13 protein-coding genes and 3 pseudogenes are annotated in these 18624 nt (G+C 58.5%); 3 read left to right on the forward strand and 13 right to left on the reverse strand.

Translation table 11 applies throughout. The features are described 5' to 3' along the window. Positions 1 to 939 precede the first annotated feature (939 nt). Positions 940 to 1629, forward strand: coding sequence for a YopT-type cysteine protease domain-containing protein (locus P6U28_RS01185; RefSeq protein ID WP_407123181.1), 690 nt, complete (start codon positions 940 to 942; stop codon positions 1627 to 1629). A 1069-nt stretch (positions 1630 to 2698) separates the two neighbouring features. On the opposite strand, the pseudogene P6U28_RS01190 reads toward P6U28_RS01185, so the two are convergent. From P6U28_RS01190 to P6U28_RS01215, 6 genes and pseudogenes are all read right to left on the reverse strand, one after another. Next, positions 2699 to 3080: pseudogene (locus tag P6U28_RS01190) on the reverse strand (transposase); the annotation flags it as partial. Then, positions 3079 to 3201: pseudogene (locus P6U28_RS01195) on the reverse strand (IS256 family transposase); the annotation flags it as partial. The pseudogenes P6U28_RS01195 and P6U28_RS01190, both read right to left, overlap by 2 nt. A gap of 270 nt (positions 3202 to 3471) precedes the next feature. Then, on the reverse strand, positions 3472 to 5016 hold the full coding sequence (locus P6U28_RS01200) for an acyl-CoA dehydrogenase family protein (RefSeq protein ID WP_407121539.1): 1545 nt from the start codon (positions 5014 to 5016) through the stop codon (positions 3472 to 3474). Between the two features lie 604 nt (positions 5017 to 5620). Further along, positions 5621 to 7261, reverse strand: a complete 1641-nt coding sequence (gene groL, locus P6U28_RS01205; protein ID WP_122405168.1) for a chaperonin GroEL — start codon at positions 7259 to 7261, stop codon at positions 5621 to 5623. An 83-nt stretch (positions 7262 to 7344) separates the two neighbouring features. Further along, complete coding sequence (locus P6U28_RS01210) at positions 7345 to 7659, reverse strand: co-chaperone GroES (protein ID WP_122405167.1); 315 nt, start codon at positions 7657 to 7659, stop codon at positions 7345 to 7347. A 35-nt stretch (positions 7660 to 7694) separates the two neighbouring features. After that, positions 7695 to 7862: a hypothetical protein gene (locus P6U28_RS01215; protein WP_122405166.1), complete on the reverse strand. Its 168-nt coding sequence runs from the start codon at positions 7860 to 7862 to the stop codon at positions 7695 to 7697. Between the two features lie 881 nt (positions 7863 to 8743). On the opposite strand from P6U28_RS01215, the gene P6U28_RS01220 reads away from it, so the two are divergent. Beyond that, entirely contained in the window at positions 8744 to 9391 is a 648-nt protein-coding gene (locus P6U28_RS01220) for an FkbM family methyltransferase (protein ID WP_122406865.1), read from the forward strand. A gap of 730 nt (positions 9392 to 10121) precedes the next feature. Here P6U28_RS01220 and P6U28_RS01225 read toward each other — a convergent pair. The 7 genes and pseudogenes from P6U28_RS01225 to P6U28_RS01255 all read right to left on the reverse strand — a co-directional run bounded on the left by P6U28_RS01225 (position 10122) and on the right by P6U28_RS01255 (position 16751). Then, positions 10122 to 10467 (reverse strand): annotated as a pseudogene (locus tag P6U28_RS01225) (hypothetical protein). A 12-nt stretch (positions 10468 to 10479) separates the two neighbouring features. Next, positions 10480 to 11240 (reverse strand): IS5 family transposase gene (locus P6U28_RS01230; protein ID WP_407121542.1). Its coding sequence is split into 2 segments (ribosomal slippage): positions 10480 to 10911 and positions 10914 to 11240, totalling 759 coding nucleotides; the frame shifts between segments, so codons are not numbered across the junction. A gap of 1613 nt (positions 11241 to 12853) precedes the next feature. After that, positions 12854 to 13453, reverse strand: coding sequence for a hemerythrin domain-containing protein (locus P6U28_RS01235; RefSeq protein WP_122405159.1), 600 nt, complete (start codon positions 13451 to 13453; stop codon positions 12854 to 12856). A gap of 884 nt (positions 13454 to 14337) precedes the next feature. After that, entirely contained in the window at positions 14338 to 14943 is a 606-nt protein-coding gene (fixJ, locus tag P6U28_RS01240) for a response regulator FixJ (protein WP_122405158.1), read from the reverse strand. A 74-nt stretch (positions 14944 to 15017) separates the two neighbouring features. After that, positions 15018 to 15284 carry a hypothetical protein gene (locus P6U28_RS01245; RefSeq protein WP_244607772.1) on the reverse strand — a complete coding sequence of 89 codons (267 nt, stop codon included), beginning with the start codon at positions 15282 to 15284 and terminating at the stop codon, positions 15018 to 15020. A 48-nt stretch (positions 15285 to 15332) separates the two neighbouring features. After that, positions 15333 to 15980 carry a PAS domain S-box protein gene (locus P6U28_RS01250; RefSeq protein WP_407123182.1) on the reverse strand — a complete coding sequence of 216 codons (648 nt, stop codon included), beginning with the start codon at positions 15978 to 15980 and terminating at the stop codon, positions 15333 to 15335. 210 nt (positions 15981 to 16190) lie between these two features. Continuing rightward, positions 16191 to 16751, reverse strand: a complete 561-nt coding sequence (locus tag P6U28_RS01255; RefSeq protein WP_407121545.1) for a hypothetical protein — start codon at positions 16749 to 16751, stop codon at positions 16191 to 16193. Between the two features lie 808 nt (positions 16752 to 17559). On the opposite strand from P6U28_RS01255, the gene P6U28_RS01260 reads away from it, so the two are divergent. Continuing rightward, positions 17560 to 17787: a hypothetical protein gene (locus P6U28_RS01260; protein ID WP_407121547.1), complete on the forward strand. Its 228-nt coding sequence runs from the start codon at positions 17560 to 17562 to the stop codon at positions 17785 to 17787. Positions 17788 to 18624: the final 837 nt, after the last annotated feature.

An 18624-nucleotide genomic window follows, 5' to 3' on the forward strand; every position in this document is an offset into this window, starting at 1 on the left:
TCACCTTTGGAGACCCACTCATCGGGAGATCCCGACGCCGCCGTCAAGCTTTGTAGGCATTGTTGGACTAGGGCCCTCAGACGCGGCAATGCTGTTCGCGCGGATGAGCGCGACAGCATGATGAGGTGAGTTGGTAATATCCGAGCGGAAGGTGACGCCGAGCGGCTGCAGAAGCACCGAGTCGGCGCGCCGATCTGAGGCGTCATAAGCCGGTATAGGTCAAGATCAATCGCGTGTTTGCCGTGTGCGGGCGGGCTGAGCCTGAAATTTTCTGCTGTCACATTGGGCAGCTAACAGTGCACTGATCCGGGTAAGGATTGCGGAGCCGCGCTGAATGGGGTCCGGCAGCAACATTCCATCGAGCCGGCGACCGGACACAACGCAGTCACTGGCCGTTCCGACGACGCCAATTGCGCAACTCTTTGGAGCGAAAAAGTATGTGCCGATCGGCGGCATAACGCGGTAATGTGAGATCGAGGCCAACGGGACGGTCGAATTCAGTTTGACGAACGCGCTTTCCAGGGGCGCCACGACCCTGTACTGCGTCCGGAATTGCAAAGGGTCGGCCTGCCGTCGCTGAGCGACAGACATGAGCTCGTCGGCCACCACCCCGCACCCGGAGCGAGGATCGTGAGCAGTGGCGGTGGAGACACCAAGTGGGCGCGGGGGGCGGTAGCTTCGGCACTTATCTGGTTGTCAGCTCGTCGTCAGCTTGCCGCGAATATCATCCGCAGGCGGGGCGTAAGCAGCCCGCGCTCGCTCTGAAGAAACGTACGCTGAAGCAGGCGAACCGGCATGTATAATCGAGTTAGTGGGCAACCCACACGCCCAAATCAAGCTGACGAACAGAGTCCGTCGGCGGACAGTTGCGGATTTGCGCAAACGATGACGGATCTGGCTCAACGGCAGAGTGCGCCATCTGGGGATTTGTCCGACAAAATGGGGCTCTGCTGCAGCAAGCCACATCCCTCGGAGGCAATCATTTATAGTCCGAGCACCTCGGATCCCAGCATATCCTCTCTGTCCTCCAGCTCAAGTCCATCCTCTCCAGTGAGGTCTACGCACCCTCTGTTCGAATACAGGACGGCCGAATTGCCCGAGGCCAATGTCGATGGAATCTGCGTTGGATTGGCAGCGGAGTGGCTCCTCAATCTTCCAAGCAGCCCTTCATCCCGGATGAGGGCGCTACGCCCGGGGACTCAAAATCACAGCTCAGCGGCAATGCGTCAGCAGCGATATGAAGAGCTCAAGACTCTGTTGCAAAGCGATAGAGCGGAAGAGTCTCACAACCTTGAGGCAAAAAGCGTGATGTTACGCGAAGCCGGCCTAGAGCCGTCCGCCGAACAGACGCGACATAGGTTTGGTACATCTTCGCGCATTGACCAGATCGTGAATGAAATCACCGAGGATCCATCGGTCTATTTGGTCAGCTTGCGTTTCCGCGCAGGTGGTGCCCACACAATCGCAACGTCGACATCGAATGGAATGACGACGCTCTTTGATCCAAACTATGGAGAATTTACAGTTCAGTCAGGTCAGATGGGTGAGTTGCTCAAAATTCTCGCCGAGCGTTACAGGAGCCCGAACGGACATGATATATCGATTGTCGTCACACAAAGAATGACGTGAGTGTTTGGGAGGTTGCAACAGACGTGTCGAGCCCCACGGATCGGATCCTTTCGCGATCGATGCCGGACAGCCGCATCGGGTCCGAAAGTGCAATCGCGGCAGGCAACACGGATTGTGGCCCCCTGAACGTGCACCCGACGTGCTTGCTAGCGGAGCTCAACGCAGCCTTCGTTGCAGGAGTACGCTCGACAGAAGCTCTCTGAGAGTAGTGCAGCGAGACGAGAATAATCAAGAGAGGTGGGCCGGTTCACTCAGGTTGATGAGCGCATGCCCTCGCGCGTCAGAGCCTGAAGGGGCTGCGCGTGCATTCAAGCAGGTCCGTTGGCCGGTTAGACCTTGTCTGAAAGCTGGCTCAGCTCCTGGTGTGCGTTTCGAGGCCTTGCTCGCTCAAGGCGAAGGGCGAGCATCACGCATCCACTACAGCCGGCACAAGCTGTATTTTCGTCTGCTTCGGAATCGTCGCCGACCACTTCTCTAGTGACCTCGCCGCCAAACAGCTGCTGTCGAGGATGATGCGTGTCGCCGCACCAGCTCACGACCGAGTCAACGCTCGTCACGAGCTCCGCAACGGTACGGCCGTTGTCCTCGCCGCAGCGCTTCCGCTGCCGTCTGGCTCTGGTGACGTCGAAAACGGAACCGACCCAGTGATCAGGCTATGTGGGTTAGATCTGATCTCAGTCTCACACCGGAAGCAGCGCGGGCGCGACTCGGCGCTGGTCAGGTTGGACAGACGCTATTTCTGCCACGCCCGCACTGGTTGAAGTTAGCGGAAACGTGACTCGGCGCTCAAGGCCCCACGCATACACGGGGCAAGCGCTGTCCCTACCACGGGCCGCTAACTTCAACGTCACTGTACACGGGTTAGCTTTCCGAAAGCTGACGAACCCGATGCGTTCACAAAACGAAAGCGGTTGGTGTGGGTCGATACATTATCTGGAACCCCACCCATCGGTCCTATGGTCAAGCATAGATATAAGCCGATCTCTTGAAAGAGGTCGTGAACTTGTACCGATCCCCTCATAGCCCAAATGTTGCGATCCCCCTCTAAGGAGGTCGCCGACCGCTGCGATCGGACGGTCGTGATCATCGTCAGCATAATGGCGGCACGGTCGGCGCCACGCCGGCTAGCAGCGAAGGTCAAGCTGCGCCTTCCTAAGGCAATGCCTCTCAAGGCGCGCTGAGCGCAGTTGTCGGTCAAGCAGATCCTGCCATTCTCGAGGAAGCGGGCGAACTCGTCCCAGCGCCTGAGCATTCAATTCAGGCTTTGGGACCTCGGAGGAGCGGGAGAGGGTTTCGCGTTGGCGCAACAACCAGGCGTGCATGTCCTCGAGAAGCGGCTTGCTTTTCCTGGCGCACGGCGCGCCGCTCGTCAGCGTCCCAGCCATTGATGGTGCGTTCGATCTCGAACAACGCATGGAGGTGTCTGACCGCTCCAGCGCAATCGGAGAGACCGTTTGCTCTGCACCAAGTGTCGACCGAGCGGATCGAGACGGCAGCGGTGAGCGCCTTCTCGGCCATGCGCAGGCGCTCCAGGAAACCCGGAAAATAGGTGGGTTTGCGGATGCTCTGGATCGGCTCTGCGAGAGAGCGTGCGCCGCCCTTTCGCTGGGCCACCTGCAAGTGTCGCAAGTTCAAGCGCGGTTATCGAGTGGCTCGATGGTCTTGGTCCTAAGCCAGACCGTCATACGGCTGACTATGGCTGATGGGTTCAGTAGGTTAGGCCCTCATAGCAGAGCCTGCCGGCTTTAGACGTGGCAGTGCGCAGGAATGCTTCAGCCTTGTGCGATTGCATCGTCGCGCGCGGGACCACTAGCTAGAAAGACGTCCGGCATCCGGTAGATCTCAGACGTACTGCACCAGTCTAAGATAATCGTCTGTGAGGACAGGTGAGCGAATAGAACAAGCCGCGTCTTCAAGGAAGGTGGTCAGAGTCCGACTAGCCCGAGTCCGGACTTCGACAGATTGCCGTGCCGGCGCGCGAGCACGGAGAGTTGCTAGCTCGGAACTGACCAGGTCAGCCGCTGCTGGGGCGCAATCTGTGGCAGAGAAGCAACCAGCAGACATGACAGCTTGTGCCAGTCCCAATGTGGTGAGCCAACCCGCATAGATCAGCACGGCACCGTCTGTCTCATTGAGCCCAGAGAGCTCCTCAATTGCTGCAGCATGAACTGATGCCGCTCCAACAGACCGAAAGAGATCGGCTATTTCGTCACGGGTGGCTTTAGAGAGTAGGCACCGGCCGAGATGTGATAGGAGCGCCTCAGTCGGACCTTCGAAGATGCGAAGGATGCGAGCGTCTCGATAGATTTTGGCTAAAGGCGCTCCCTCATCGTAACCACGGCCACCTAACAGCTGGACGCATTGATCAGCGACAAGGCCGCACCACTCCGAGGATAAAACCTTCGTTGCCGACGCAAGGTGGACGTTTGGCGCGCCCTGCGCCGACACAAGTCGGCAGGATGCGGCCAGCATCGCCTTCACGACTTCCCGCCGCAGCACCATCTGCCCAAATAACTGCTCGATGTAGCTGTTCTCGATCATACGCAATTTACCGAGCCGACGATGGCTTGCATAAGAGGCTGCGACCTGGATAGCGCGCTCAAGGGCTCCAAGACCCATAGCAGCCACACCGACACGGCCTCGGTTCATACTAGATGCCGCTGCGCCCCAGCCGTCTTGATCGCGAGAGAGCACGTAAGAACGCGGCACCTCGACATCTTGGAACTCCAGGGTATTCTGAATGATGCCACGTAGACCGAGTGTGCGATGCTCGTGCGTGACCTTGAGGCCTGGAGCTTGCCTGTCAACGAGTACACCAACGAGCCGACCTTTCGCATCGGCTCCAGACGCGCGCGCAAAGCAAACGATCCAGCGAGCCCAGTCAGCGAGACCGATCCAGATCTTGCGACCAGAGATACGAACTGTATCTTCGCGCATGAGAGCCGAAGCCTCTATATGCCTCGGGGCCGAACCGGCTCCAGGCTCGGTCAAAGCAAAAGCGCAGAGATCGCCGCGTGTTGCACCCCAAATGATTTGCTTTTGTTCGGGAATGTGCGGTGCCGCTTGGATGCAGGGCAAGGCGAGGAAGTTATGGATGACGAGGGTAGAGGCAGCGGAGACATCAAACGATGCAGTAGCGGAGATCAGGTTGATAGCCTCCTGCAAGGGAAGAGCTAATCCGCCGTGCTCTCCTGGCGTGGTGAGCCCGAACAGTCCATGCCTTGCCAATATGCTATGTAGGGTCGGAGGGAATGCTCGACGGTCATCCGCGTCTGCGAAATTCAGCTGACTGAGGTCAGCGATCAAACTGGAGTGTAGTGCAGCTGCACGGCCTTCGGCTGTGCGTTCCTGCGCCTCCGTGAATTGGGCGTAAACCTGAGTATACATGGCCATAAGGCCCACAATGAACCCGGTAGCGCTTCGTGCCAATTCATCCCCGTGGCTAGCTCGGCTACACATTGGTATAGTGTGGATGCCAGATCAGTATGAGCACGTTCTCCGGGACTTGGATTTATTGCGGCCGCTGCGCGGGCGAATGTTCTTGCGCTCACATCTGCAAGCGGATCGCTCGCATTGTGTTGACGGCCGATCTTGATCTCTCGCGACGGGCACCCGGGGGGAGTTCGACCGGTGATGTTGGGCACGGAAGAAACGCTCTCGAATTTGAACTGAAACCTTGTCCGATCGCTGGGCTGGCTCCCACCGATCGGTGCGTCGGAGCCTTTCGGTCGCCGCCGGAGACGGCAGACGAAGCGTTCAAGCGCTTGGTAGAGGCAGCTTCGTGACAGACAAACGCGACAGGCACACTTCCATCGCAGTGCTGGACCGTCTTACCTTGGTCGTCTAGGCCCTACCGCCGTTCATGCGGATAGGCCGAGGGCTGGACCTTTGGCGCGGCTTGCAAGGGCTAGGTTGCAAGCTCGCGCAAAACAAAGCCCTGGCATTCCTGCCAGGGTTTTGCATGTCATCATTGACACGTTGGCAGAGTGGATCAGAAGTCCATACCGCCCATGCCGGCGCCTGGAGGCAATGCCGGACCAGCCGCGGCCTTCTTCGGCAGCTCGGCAACCATGGCTTCCGTGGTGATCAGCAGCGCCGCCACCGAGGAGGCGTTCTGAACCGCGATCCGCACCACCTTGGTCGGGTCAATGATGCCCTTGGAGACAAGGTTGGTATACTCGCCTGTCTGCGCATCGAAGCCATAAGAGTACTGCTCGTTGTCCAGGACTTTGCCGACCACGATCGAACCGTCTTCACCGGCGTTGATCGCGATCTGGCGAGCCGGCCAGGACAGCGCCTTGCGCACGATCTCGACGCCGGTCTTCTGGTCGTCGTTCTTGGTGCGCAGGCCCTTGAGCTGCTCGGAGGCACGCAGCAGGGCGACGCCGCCGCCCGGGACGATGCCTTCCTCGACCGCCGCGCGGGTCGCATGCATCGCGTCATCAACGCGATCCTTGCGCTCCTTCACCTCGACCTCGGTCGCGCCGCCGACGCGGATCACCGCGACGCCGCCAGCGAGCTTGGCGAGACGCTCCTGGAGCTTCTCACGGTCGTAGTCCGAGGTGGTCTCCTCGATCTGCGCCTTGATCTGGGCCACGCGCGCCTCGATGTCGGCCTTCTTGCCGGCGCCGTTGACGATCGTGGTGTTCTCCTTGTCGATCATCACCTTCTTGGCGCGACCGAGCATGTTGAGCGTGACGTTCTCGAGCTTGATGCCGAGGTCTTCCGAGATCGCCTGGCCGCCGGTCAGGATCGCGATGTCCTGCAGCATGGCCTTGCGGCGATCGCCGAAGCCCGGAGCCTTGACGGCCGCAACCTTCAGGCCGCCGCGCAGGCGGTTTACGACCAGGGTCGCGAGCGCTTCTCCTTCGACGTCCTCGGCGACGATGACGAGCGGCTTGCCACTCTGCACCACGGCCTCGAGCAGCGGCAGCAGCTCGTTCAGCGAGGAGAGCTTCTTCTCGTTGATGAGGATGTAGGCGTCGTCCATCTCGACGCGCATCTTGTCGGCGTTGGTGACGAAGTAGGGCGAGATGTAGCCACGGTCGAACTGCATGCCCTCGACGACGTCGAGCTCGGTCTCGAGCGACTTGGCTTCCTCGACGGTGATGACACCCTCGTTGCCGACCTTCTTCACGGCGTCTGCGAGGAACTTGCCGATCTCGACATCGCCGTTGGCCGAGATGGTGCCGACCTGGGCGATCTCGTCGTTCGATGTGACCTTCTTCGAGTTCTTCTCGAGGTCGGCCACGACGGCCTCGACCGCGAGGTCGATACCGCGTTTGAGGTCCATCGGATTCATACCGGCGGCAACCGACTTAGCGCCTTCGCGGACAATCGCGGCGGCCAGGACCGTCGCGGTGGTGGTGCCGTCGCCGGCAGCATCCGCCGCCTTCGAAGCTACTTCGCGCACCATCTGGGCGCCCATGTTCTCGAACTTGTCTTCGAGTTCGATGTCCTTGGCGACGGCAACGCCGTCCTTGGTGATGCGAGGCGCGCCGAACGACTTGTCGAGCACGACGTTCCGACCCTTGGGACCGAGCGTGACCTGCACGGCATTGGCGAGGATGTCGACGCCGCGCAGCATGCGGTCCCGTGCGTCTACTCCGAACTTGACTTCCTTGGCTGTCATAAACAATTCCCTCAGTTCTTATTCTCTCATCCTTCGGCGCGCCCAAGCGGGCGCTCGTCAGGGGGAGCTGTGCGAGCGCTGGATTAGGCGGCTTTCTTCTTGGAAAACACGTCGGTGAGAACCCCCATGATGTCGCTCTCCTTCATGATCAACAGCTCATGGCCGTCGATCTTGACTTCGGTGCCCGACCATTTGCCGAACAGCACGCGGTCGCCGACCTCGACGTCGATCGGGATCAGCTTGCCGGCTTCGTCGCGGCCGCCGGGGCCGACAGCGACGACTTCGCCCTGGGAGGGCTTTTCCCTGGCTGTGTCGGGAATGATAATGCCACCAGCGGTTTTCTCATCGGCGTCGATGCGCTTGACTACGACGCGGTCGTGAAGCGGACGGAAATTCATGCAAGGCTCCTGAGCGTTTGACGAATTAGAGATAGTCACATTGTGACAAGCCAAGTTGTAGCAAGGGTCAAGCCAAAAATGAGCTGAACGATCCATGCCTGCAGCTTTTGCTTGGCTGTGTCGGGAATGATAACGCCGCAAGCGGTCTTCTCGTTGGCGTCGATGCGCTTGCCGACGCGGTCGTGAAGCGGACGGAATTTCATGCAGAACTCCTGAGCTCAAGTTTGAGATAGTCACATTGTGACAAGCCTAATCATAGCAAGAGTCAGGCCAAAACGAGCTCACCGAGAGACGCCCAGTTCTGCTGAATCGTAGCTGGGTCTCGCGTGTCTTTGTCCGGAAGCAAACGTCCTCAGGTACGCAGCCCGCCAAGCTGCGCTAAAAATGACATTGCGCCTCGTCGAAGCACCCGGATTGAGCCCAGCGTCCTCGACATTGCACGGGGGCCGTTGCATCGATCTAAGCGCTGCGATTTCAACTACGACGGCAGGGTGCAGCATATGATTGCGTCGTCTGACGCCAGCATCTAGCGGCTGACGCCGGCGAACCGTGCGGTGCACAAAGCCCATCGATGAGCAGTGCTCAATCGGTCTGACGTAGTCACAAAAATATGCCAACTATCTCGAAAACCGCAAATTGCGTCAGCGAATCTTAGATGGCGACCGTTGGTCGGCAGAACACATTTCGCCCAGCTGTGATCGAGCTGATTGGCTATTGCTGCGGACGAGAGATCACTCTGCCCGGGGACGCTCCGCTGAGAATAGCTGTAAGACGAGATTCGAGTGAAGCCGATCGTTCGCCCGTCCCGAAAAAAAAGGAGCCGCCGGCGAACGATTTGGCTGACAGAGGCGCCTCTGCCGACGCTGGGTTGGAATTTGTGTTGCGGGGCAGTCGCTGCACCTGTCTGTCCGAGCGGTGTCCCTTTTGATATTGACGGCATCCAAATAGCCGCCATGGATCAAGGGGACTCAGCGGCATATGAACGATATACGTTGATATACGTTGTGCCAGTGCGTCTGGCGTGTGATTTCGGCTTCGAAGTTCGAAACTCACGCGATCTCCGGGCCAAATGGAAAAAGCACCTGTGTCTCCTGTAGAAGTACACCAGCACATCGTCTCACTTCTTCAGAAGCCGAATCCGGTCATCCTAGATATCGGCTGCAATGACGGGACCGATACGCAACAATTTCTCAATCTCTGCCCGCATGCTCAGCTCTACTGCTTTGAGCCGGACCCCAGAGCGATCGCGCGCTTCAAGAAGAAGCTGGGCTCATCTCTCAATAAGGTGAAGCTGTTTGAAATTGCCATCAGTGATCGAAACGGGATGATCGACTTTCATCCAAGCAATGCAGATGGTGATGCGAAGGAATGGGACCTCTCCGGCTCAATACGCCGTCCGAAGAATCATCTTACCGAGTATGAGTGGGTTCGGTTCGATCGCCCCGTCTCGGTTGAAACGCGGCGGCTGGATGACTGGTGCAGCGAAGCGGAGCTGAACACGGTCGATTTCATCTGGATGGATGTTCAGGGAGCCGAAGCCGATGTTATTGCCGGCGGCAGGCAGACCTTAAGTAACACGCGCTTCGTCTACACGGAATATAGCGACCGCGAGCTCTACGAAGGGCAGTTGTCCCTGCAAGCCATTCTTGACCTGTTGCCATCATTCGAAGTGGCGGCCCACTATCCACGCACAGTGGAGGGTGATGTATTGCTCAAAAATACGCGATTCTAGTGGCTGCGCGGATCGAGCGCCTCATTCATCGCTGCAAGACATGACCTGCGCGGTCTGTGTCATCCAAAAGCTGCAAAACTGGTGATGATTAGGTGAGGGGATATGAGCAGCCGAACGGGCACCCCGGTTTCCGACCGCCATTGCTGATCCGCGCATCACGTCGGCGTTCGGGTGGTGAGTCTCTGACGTCACTTATCCAGAGCGAGCCGACGACGTCGCGGTCAGCAAGCCGTGCCGTTTCAGACCCTTGAATCAACACCGCCAGCCGGTGCTCAAAGCGCTGAATTGTCTGAGCGGCTGCTGCATGGTCTGGACTTCTAGGAAGTAGGTGCACTGCTTCGAGCAAATTGCAAAGCAATTGCATCAGTTGTAGACGTTCTTGTCTCAACGAGAAAGCGAGCTGAAGCATCTGTTCATTCTAAATGAAGATGGCCGTGAGGCGTCCAGCATAACCGCAGCAGCCGATTGTGCCACAAGCCGTCCCGGCGCGACGCTGGAGAAGGCGGCCGCATCATCGGCGGCCGATGTCGTGCCGGATCGGATCAAGATCGTCATCGCAACCCGAGTTACTTGCCTGCTGATGTGGCGCAGGTCGAGCTGATCACCGATCTGCGCGCTCACTTCGCCAGTGCAGCTGCGGCGCGATGACGAAGATAGGCGAGGACGTCAGTAAACGCCTCAACGTAATCCCGGCGCAATGCCCGAGGTGTCTCCTAGGCGCGCCGCCCGGTCACCCGCAATTCCAGATCGGTCCGATCGGCGTCCGCGTCCAACATGGCCCGAAACTGCCGCCATTGGAGCGTCCGCCGCGGAAGCCGGGGGGCCGAAATAGTGCCACTCGCCACCCCAGTGTAGTACTGAGGAACGGGGTCAATATATCAGTGGCGCTGGTCGGCGCGCGAGAGCCGTGGTATTGCGTGTTTGTGCTTGTAGAGCTGAATGCTGTTACTCAGCGGCTGGCGATAGCCGGGCAGGAAGCCGTAACCTTGCCAGACCGGCTTGGGCCGCTTTTGAATTGGCGCAGCGTTCGTGACGACCGGCAGCGGCGACAGGATCACAGTAGCAGTTAGGCGCACTAGGGTCCGGACTCAATTGATCCACCAAGTAACGGCGGCGACCAAGAGGATGGCCGAGAGGAAGTTGTCGGCTCGCTTGTCGTAGCGGGTCGCAATCCGCCTGAAGTCCTTGAGGCGGCAAAACATGCGTTCGATGAGATTGCGTCCTTTGTAGGCCTTCACGTCGTACCGGTGCGGATGCTTGCGAGTTGGGTTGGGCGGAATTACTGCCTTTGTTCCGCGCTCGGCCAACCACTCGCGCAGGCTATTGGCGTCATAGGCCCTGTCAGCAAGCAATCGTCGAGCAGGTGAGACGGCAGGCAGCAGATCGCGCACCGCCGTGAGGTCATGGCAGTTGCCAGGCGTGATCACGAAGGCGATCGGACGTCCATAATCCTCGGTCAGCGCGTGGATTTTGGTGGTGCGTCCGCCTCGCGAGCGGCCGACCGCCTGCTGGAAGTCCCCCCTTTTGCGCCCGCCGCCGAGCGGTGGGCTTTGATGTGGGTCGCGTCGATGGACATTGTCCCGACCCGGCCGGTTGAGCCAGTCAAGGCGTAGAAAATATTGCCCCACACGCCTTGGCGGCTCCAGCGATTGAAGCGGTTATAGATGGTCGTGTAGGGGCCGTAATCTGCCGGGCAGTCTCGCCAGCGTGCGCCCGATCGCAGCATGTGGAGGATCCCGCTGATCACGCGTCGGTCATCCACGCGATGGGCGCCGCGCCGCCCACGTGGCAACAGCGGTTCAATCCGCTTCCACTCCGCCTCACTCAGCCAATATAGCTTTTGCGCCATCAAGCCCCCCTTTCGACTCGGAGGTCTTGAATCACAACTCCGCCTCAGCGGGAATCCCTATTGAGTACAGACCCTAGGCGAGATATGGATCGACATTAGTCGGTCGCGTGCGCGGAGGCCATTCAAATGTCGATGCAGAGTTCTGCGCATCTCGCGCAGAATGTTTCTGTTAGCTGATCACGTCCTTCCTGATGAGAAAGCATGCATATGCCCGGCTGTCATCCACCTGCAGGACCCAAAGCCCCACAGCGTAGCAGCAAGGGAGAACCCGAGCGCGAGAGCTTGCCGGGACTGATGACGCGGCCGACCGAGCGCTCGATCTCGGCCAGGATGTGCGCTGCGTCTGGGCACGCGTTCTCGATCCTGGACAGACATCATCACGAGCACGGATCCACAAAGTCGTCGAGCAGATAGAGAGCGTTAGGATGGCGCGTACGGTTCTCTCTATGACTCATGCCGTGCATCAGGTGCTCCGAGCAGAGTTGCGGCGATGCGGGTGGCCCGGTGATAGGGATCGATGCGCCATAGCCCATGAGGCGAGCAGCCAGGGCAGGTCGGGCGCTAGGACGGGATCGATCGATTTCAGCGAGTGACTGTCAATCGATCGCTTCCGTTTGCCTCTGGCTCCCGCCCCCTTCGCAAATCATGAGACACGGCGGGCCAGAACACTTGAAGCTGCCAGTCATTGCTCGAAAAAAAAGCCCGGCCTCTTCTCGATGGCCGGGCCAAAGTCAGCCACCGACAGAGGGAGAACTGCCGGCGGTTATTTGCGGAAAGACGTTCACCGCAAATGCCCAATTGCGAATTGATCAATGATCGAAGAAATCTGGCGTCGTTATTTTTGATGAGACGACATTGATGAAATGCAGCTCGCGCGCGCTACCGCCAAACCCCGCCGCCCGAAGGGGTCAAAATTGGACGCCGATGAGGGGTCAAATTTGCAAGCCGATTGACACGCATCATTCGATCCGCCAGGCCGTTGATCCAGGCTTGGGTCTCTTCTCGACGAGGCGAATCCGCTTGTGGTCATTTGCGCGCTCGGTAATCGAGGTAGCCTTGGGAACAGAAAAAATGCCCGGTCCCGCTTAGGCGGGCCGGGCGAAAGTCTGGAGAAGGAGCGACGCTGACGCATCGGAGCCGAGTTGAAACAGAAGCTCAGCCTAGCTCGATTATGCCGTGGTATGCCACGATATAGTCCGAGGTTTATGAATCTACACCAAAGTTTGTCGCTCATGAGCACGTCGGGAACGACTACGACATCAGCGAGCGACGGTGATCCCCGGCGGCCACCGCAGGGCACCACCCGCAAACTCGGCGCGCTTTCCTGCCTGGAAACCTTATGTTCGATCGCGCGATGATAGGAGAAGCCCGGCTTTAAGGATCTCGCAAGCGTAGCCAATGCATGAACCGTCACGAGAGCTCAGGAAGGCTCGGATGCGCCGTTTGCACCGGTGGTCGAGCAAGCGATTATATTGCGCAGAAGCCATTTTGGCGGTAGGGCAGCCTACGCGCGCGCGAGCCCCCCATTTTCATTTCGACGGGGTGAACATGAGGCCCCCTGTCCGGCTGTGAAACGGCAGCGATCAATACAGCCCGTTCGTCTCGGCGCCGTGTCACGGGGGGGCGGCCTTGTCGGATGCAAACGCGACCGAGCTCCGTTCGGCCTCGGCTTCTTGCTCCAATTGCAGAACATGCGCTCTTAGCGCATCGGAAGTCGCTGCCGCTGTCTCGCTGAACAGCGGATCTCCATGATCGGTGAGGCCGGAAGCGATTTCGGTCCAATCCTGAGCTGAGAGCGCCTTCAGAGCTGTCGGAAAGAAATCTCGTTCTTCCCACATCATGTGGTGCCGCTCGCGTACTATAAAGTCCCGTATGATATTGCCGACGTCCTGCCGAAAAAGTTCACGATCCGCGAGGATGGCGTCAATAGCCCGCGCGAAGTGGTGCAAACGGTCGATGACTTCCTGGTGTTCGAGCGCGAGATCGCCGATGATTGCAGCTGCATCCGGATCGCGAGCCTTTAGTTTGGAATAAATCAAATCTTCCTGTGGATGATGGTACACCTCAGGATAAACCTCGAAATAGCCGATAATCGCGCGAATGACTTCATAATCAGGACGGATCCCTTTCTCAAAAATCTCCACTTCGCGTTCAAGAGCGACCAGAAGCAGATCAATGTTGCGATGCTCTCGAAGCAAAAGATCGATGATCATTGCGGTGCTCCTGGAGGCACAATGTTGGCTGGCGGCGTTTTTGCGGCTCGGAAGATCGCTTAAGCACCGAATCGGGGCCCTTCGCTGCGCCGCGTTTGTCGCGCCGTTCGACGCGAAAAAGTAGCGCGCTCAAATTTGAGCTGGCGTAAAGCAGCTTAGCCGAAGTGTTGAGGTTGCCCACACAAGACGCTGGTCGATGGCGGCTGCTCTCGGGAAAACTGGCGGCCTAGGCGTGCATGGCGGACCCTATCTTGCGAACGTCGATGGGACGCAGATTGTCTGTTCCTGACGAACTGGGAAATTTGGATGTTTTCCCTAGGTAGAAGCCCTTAAGTATTTACACGTAAGTCCGATGAGGAGGGGGTATTGAAATGCGGCCGGCGGGGTCCCTTGGTTGCTCAAACTCGGATCGATATACGGCGGCCGACGTCGTCGCCGCGCTTGATGATTATGCGCCTCCAACGCACGCGATCGTTTGATTTCGAAGACCGAGGTGACTGTCGCCCAGCCAAGCGCAATGACGGAAGGATGGTCCTCTCGTGACCGATTGCCACAGCGTCAACATGCTCACCCGTTTCCAATGCGAAGGAAATCGAACCGTTCACGGCAGCCCGCACTGGGAGCTCCGTTGGAGGATGGACAATATATTGCCGAACTATGCCGTTCTCCGGGCTGACAGACCTTCTGTTATCGGAGCACAAATTTCGGTGACGCAATTGATCTGCTTCAGGTGCCGTCGGGATTCCAAGGAACCAGCAGCTTGGGTTGCATCAATAGCCACCACCGAAAACATGATCGGCTCGTTACCGTGCACCTGAAAACCCTCCTCGTCGTCTGGACTGCGCAGCTTGAATGCATGAATCGTCGCACCATCTGCGCCGCTGTTAGAGTCCCGCGGTAATGGCGATCCGCATCAACTCGGACATGCTGCGAACATTGGCCTTGGCCATGAGGTTTGCACGGTAAACCTCGACTGTCCGGGGGCTGATGCCGAGATCATGGGCGATCACCTTGTTGATCTTGCCGGCTAATAGTCCCTGCAGGACGTCACGTTCGCGGGAGGAGAGGTCCGCGAGGCGGGCCTCCGCCTGCAGTTTCGCTGCGTCATCGGCGAGTTTCGTTGGCCGCGCTTTCAAGGCACTATTGATCGCACGCAATAGCACCTCCTCTTCGAACGGTTTCTCGATGAAGTCGACCGCGCCCGTTTTCATCGCTTCGACTGCAAGCGATACGTCGGCATGACCAGTTATCAAGATGACCGGGCAGTCTACGCGATTGGCCTTCACTTTGCTGACCAGTTCGAGACCGCTCATACCCGGCATACGGATGTCTGACACGATGCAATCGACTGGACCGCCCGCGTGGTCATTAAGAAACGCGGTCGCTGTCTCATAGGTTGCTACGTAGAAACCGTTAACATCAAGAAGAAACGCGAGCGAGTCCCGCATTGCGGCGTCATCGTCGATCACAAGAATGCGCCGCCCAATCATGTCTCTTTCGCTACGCTCCGCAGATGCCGAGTTAAGGATTGCCACTCGGAGTCGCTTCCGCGACGATATGGCTGCTATATGACGCAATGATCGTCCGGCAGATTGATAGCCTCACACCCATGCCATGGCGTTTGTTCGTGACAAAGGGCTGGAACAGTCGGTCGGCGGATATCAGCGCTTGATCCCGGGCCGTTATCGGCAACGGTATACGTGTCGACCTTGGCAACTTCGCGGCGCGGGCAGGAAGCCATGACCTCGATTCCATTGCGTATCAGGTTTAGCGCGACCTGCTGAATCTGGATCTTGTCGACAATGACCCCGCGGTCGCTGGGGGTCATCATGCGGACGCTTTGCTCCTTGGGGCCACTAGGGCCAGAGCCACAGCTTCTTCAAAGAGCGTGAGCGGAGTCTCCGCAGTGTGCTCGTCCCTGGAAATGAAGTCCCGCAGGCGCTGATGATATCTTTGGCGCGTAGAGCGTGTAGTGGCGGCGCGTTCGAGTGCGCCACCATTGCAGTTGGCGTCCGGCTCGTTGCGCGCCAGCAGAGGCTTTGTGTCCCGCAGTTTGTAATTGCGGAGAGCGGCCGGTGATCTCACGGGCAATAGACGATGCCATTTCACGTATGGCGACCGGGCCGCGACACCCGCACGAGGTCAGATTGCAGCTCTTCCAACCGCCGTTCCGCCGCCGACCCTCGCCGAGATTTCGGATGGAACCGGTGAAGAACCGTTCGGCGCGCACCTTGGCCTCACCGACGGAGGTCGAGCCGTCGCTCGGTTCGCCGACGACGATGCGGCGGATGCCAATGATGTGCCGCTCGTCCTTGGCCAGAAAACGTGCGATGCAGCGCTCGTGCTCGGGGCGGTAGAGCTGCGGCAGCAAGCTCGATACATTCATTCCGACCACGTCGTCCGGAGAGAAACCAATTAAACGAGCGGCTGGGGCGCTGAACGAGAGAATGATTCTCTTCTCCTCAATCACGATCATGGCGCCCGCGAATTCCGCGATATCGATCATGGCAGCGGGATTAAAGGCCACGCCGATCAAGAGGCAGAGCAGGGGAGCGACGTTAGGCCGGGCAGATCACGAGAGCCAGCGCGGCGGCGGCCGCGGCAATGCCATAGCTTTACCAGACGTGGTCTGACATGTTTCCTGGCAGACGCTCTTATTCGATTCTACATTGTTTCCTACGAGAGGCCACCGGAGCTGAAGGCGCCTCAACTCACATCAATTCATTGTGCGGGATGGCTATTTCGGCCATATGCGCCAGTGCGTCGGCTGCACGGCTACGTGTTCTCCTGTCTTGGCCTTGATCCAGCCGCCGAAGGCCCGGCGGCAAGGAAAGACCACCCGGTGAATGGTACCACCTTCGATCACGGCAATCTCCAGGTCCCGATCTGAGGGTGGCACCGTTTCGAGCCGCTCCCAGGTCAGGTCGCCAGGAGATCTTGCACGATGTTCATCGCTGCTGGCTGACAAATTCAGGCAACCTTCTGAACACTTCGCACGAGATGGCTTGGCGCCGCGATCGGGCTCAGCGCAATATTGCCCAGGCGGCGTGGTCTCGATTGCGCCAGTCGTGGCCGGGCTTTTATCGGCCGTGGCGCCGTCGAACGTTTCGTGCCGGGACATCATCGTCTCGCCCGCCGAGAGAACGCTGCGAAACAAGTCTCGGGCTTCGGTCGAATCGATCGGGATCAGGTCAAACCGCCGATGGCTGGTATTAACTGCTGTTCTGCAGAAGTTTAACTCGACTGCCGCTCCCGCAGCCTGATCCGCGGCGCGACGAATGTCCCCATGGTCTGTCATGTCGAACATCCTTCGTTGGTGGGAAATCTCTTTGTCCCGCGTCGTCGGCGTGGGGCGTTCGGTTGCAATGGCGTCAGGCGCGCCGTTGTGAGCGGGCAGGCATTCCCGAGAACCCAAAGAGCCAGAACTCGTTTGACATCATTCGGATGAGCCCTAGCTGCGCTCGAAGCCGATCAGCGCACGTCCGCGGGTCGATGAAGTGGATGCCTTCGCACGCGACGTAGGTTGTTGTGTGCAGGTCATCGGCACGCGCCTCGGGTGCATCCGGCAGCGCTCCTTGAACTGCGGCGCCGATATCTGGACATGAAACGATGATGGTGCACCATGTCTTTCTCCATGTGTGTGATGAGCAAGAAGCGCACTTCTATCAGTAGGCAGTCGCCGCGGTATTGATACAGGTCAAAAAGAACTGATGCGCATTGAGAATGGCCGCCCTCGAGCTGCCGCTGCGAGCCGCATATCGGATCGATCGTGATCAATAGCCGGGATTTCTGGCGTGGCGGTGCACGGGGCAATCAATCCTTTGTGCAAGACAATCCTCGAGTCATCGGCGATTCAACTTTATCGGTCGACGGCATGAACAGACTAGAAGGCGTTATCCCGCGGCTCAAACCAGAGCGCGATCCGGAAGCTGGACAATAGAGATCGCGTAGTCTGCGGGACAACGGGAGCGCTCGGGCTGCCAAAGTCTAAACATTACCTCAATGGAGGGGCGGACAACCCTTGGGATGCTGCTTGAGGCAGATCAAATACTCTTGTGGTGCGAGTGACAGAATGGTGGATCAGCAAACCCAAGACAAGAGGTGTCATGCCTTCATTTAATGTTCGGTTCATTAAAACCGTTTGTGACGATACCGGCCACGAACATCGTGCCTGTCAGGCAGCGTTCAAGGTCGATGCTGCCTCACTGAGCGCTGCTGCACAGCAGGCTGAGGCCAATTTCTGCAAGCAAAAAAGTGTCGACGATTGGACGGTCTTCGCTGATGTGATAGAGCTTCGAACCCCGCCTGCATTGCCGCCGGCATGGGCTGGTTAGCTTGATTTTGGCGCGGGAACTCCGCGAATTGAATTGTGGGGCAATCTGCAAGCTAAGCGTGATCTCCGACAGGCTCGCGTCGATCGTCAATTCGAGAACAAGTGGCGATACCGCGTCAAATCGGCGCGCGGCCCGTTGTCTCACGACACCTAAGCGGACCTGCTGGAGGATTGCCGCCTGCCTTTCAAGTGGATCTGCAGCGCTCCTCTAAGCGTGGCGCGCACAAATCGGTCTTGTTTGCATGTGTCAAGAACCAATCTGCCTCCGGCAGCTATAGTTGTTTGAACGAGTATGCATCGTTGGCCAATCTGCGCACATCGATGCCTTTGACCGGTAAGGCGTCCGCTCAGCCGGTTGCGCGCGAGCCTGTCCCGCACATTCTTACCAGCTTACTTGATCGCGCAGGACATCGATGCGATGGCCCATGACCGCAATCTGTCTTCATCTGCCTTTCGAGCCATGGCGCAAAGACGCTCTCCTGCCCCCCAGTTATCGATCCCGCGGTTGTCTGCAAGGCTTATCACCATATCGAGAACGCCGCCTCGATCAGAGGATCTGTTAGCGATAATAAGGCGCGCGAAGGCTCCGGTACCCTCACCGATGCGGAGCACCTGAAGGAGAAGCGGGATTGGAAGGCATGCTCAAGTACGGGCGAAATCTGGCGGAAAACTTGCGTAGAGTCTTTGAGCGCAACTGTTGCTTCGATGTCACCAAATGTATGGACCGGCGATCTACCCTCGTGTCAAACGAGGGACGACATGTTCGATATTTATTTGAACGGGAGACGCGATCTTTTGGTCGTTCCGCGAGGGTTTGCGATCCCGGCGGGGTTGGAGG

The sequence above is a fragment of the Bradyrhizobium sp. STM 3561 genome (genome assembly GCF_045571455.1).
GTDB classification, from domain to species: domain Bacteria; phylum Pseudomonadota; class Alphaproteobacteria; order Rhizobiales; family Xanthobacteraceae; genus Bradyrhizobium; species Bradyrhizobium vignae.

Bases quoted from the DNA above. Each gene is read 5' to 3' on its own strand.
- fixJ (WP_122405158.1), bottom strand. From the start codon at position 14,943: ATGATTGGGCGGCGCATTCTTGTGATCGACGATGACGCCGCAATGCGG.
- P6U28_RS01185 (WP_407123181.1), top strand. From the start codon at position 940: ATGGGGCTCTGCTGCAGCAAGCCACATCCCTCGGAGGCAATCATTTAT.
- P6U28_RS01260 (WP_407121547.1), top strand. From the start codon at position 17,560: ATGCCTTCATTTAATGTTCGGTTCATTAAAACCGTTTGTGACGATACC.
- P6U28_RS01245 (WP_244607772.1), bottom strand. From the start codon at position 15,284: ATGATGACCCCCAGCGACCGCGGGGTCATTGTCGACAAGATCCAGATT.
- P6U28_RS01200 (WP_407121539.1), bottom strand. From the start codon at position 5,016: ATGTATACTCAGGTTTACGCCCAATTCACGGAGGCGCAGGAACGCACA.
- P6U28_RS01255 (WP_407121545.1), bottom strand. From the start codon at position 16,751: ATGACAGACCATGGGGACATTCGTCGCGCCGCGGATCAGGCTGCGGGA.
- P6U28_RS01215 (WP_122405166.1), bottom strand. From the start codon at position 7,862: ATGAAATTCCGTCCGCTTCACGACCGCGTCGGCAAGCGCATCGACGCC.
- P6U28_RS01210 (WP_122405167.1), bottom strand. From the start codon at position 7,659: ATGAATTTCCGTCCGCTTCACGACCGCGTCGTAGTCAAGCGCATCGAC.
- P6U28_RS01235 (WP_122405159.1), bottom strand. From the start codon at position 13,453: ATGATCATCGATCTTTTGCTTCGAGAGCATCGCAACATTGATCTGCTT.
- groL (WP_122405168.1), bottom strand. From the start codon at position 7,261: ATGACAGCCAAGGAAGTCAAGTTCGGAGTAGACGCACGGGACCGCATG.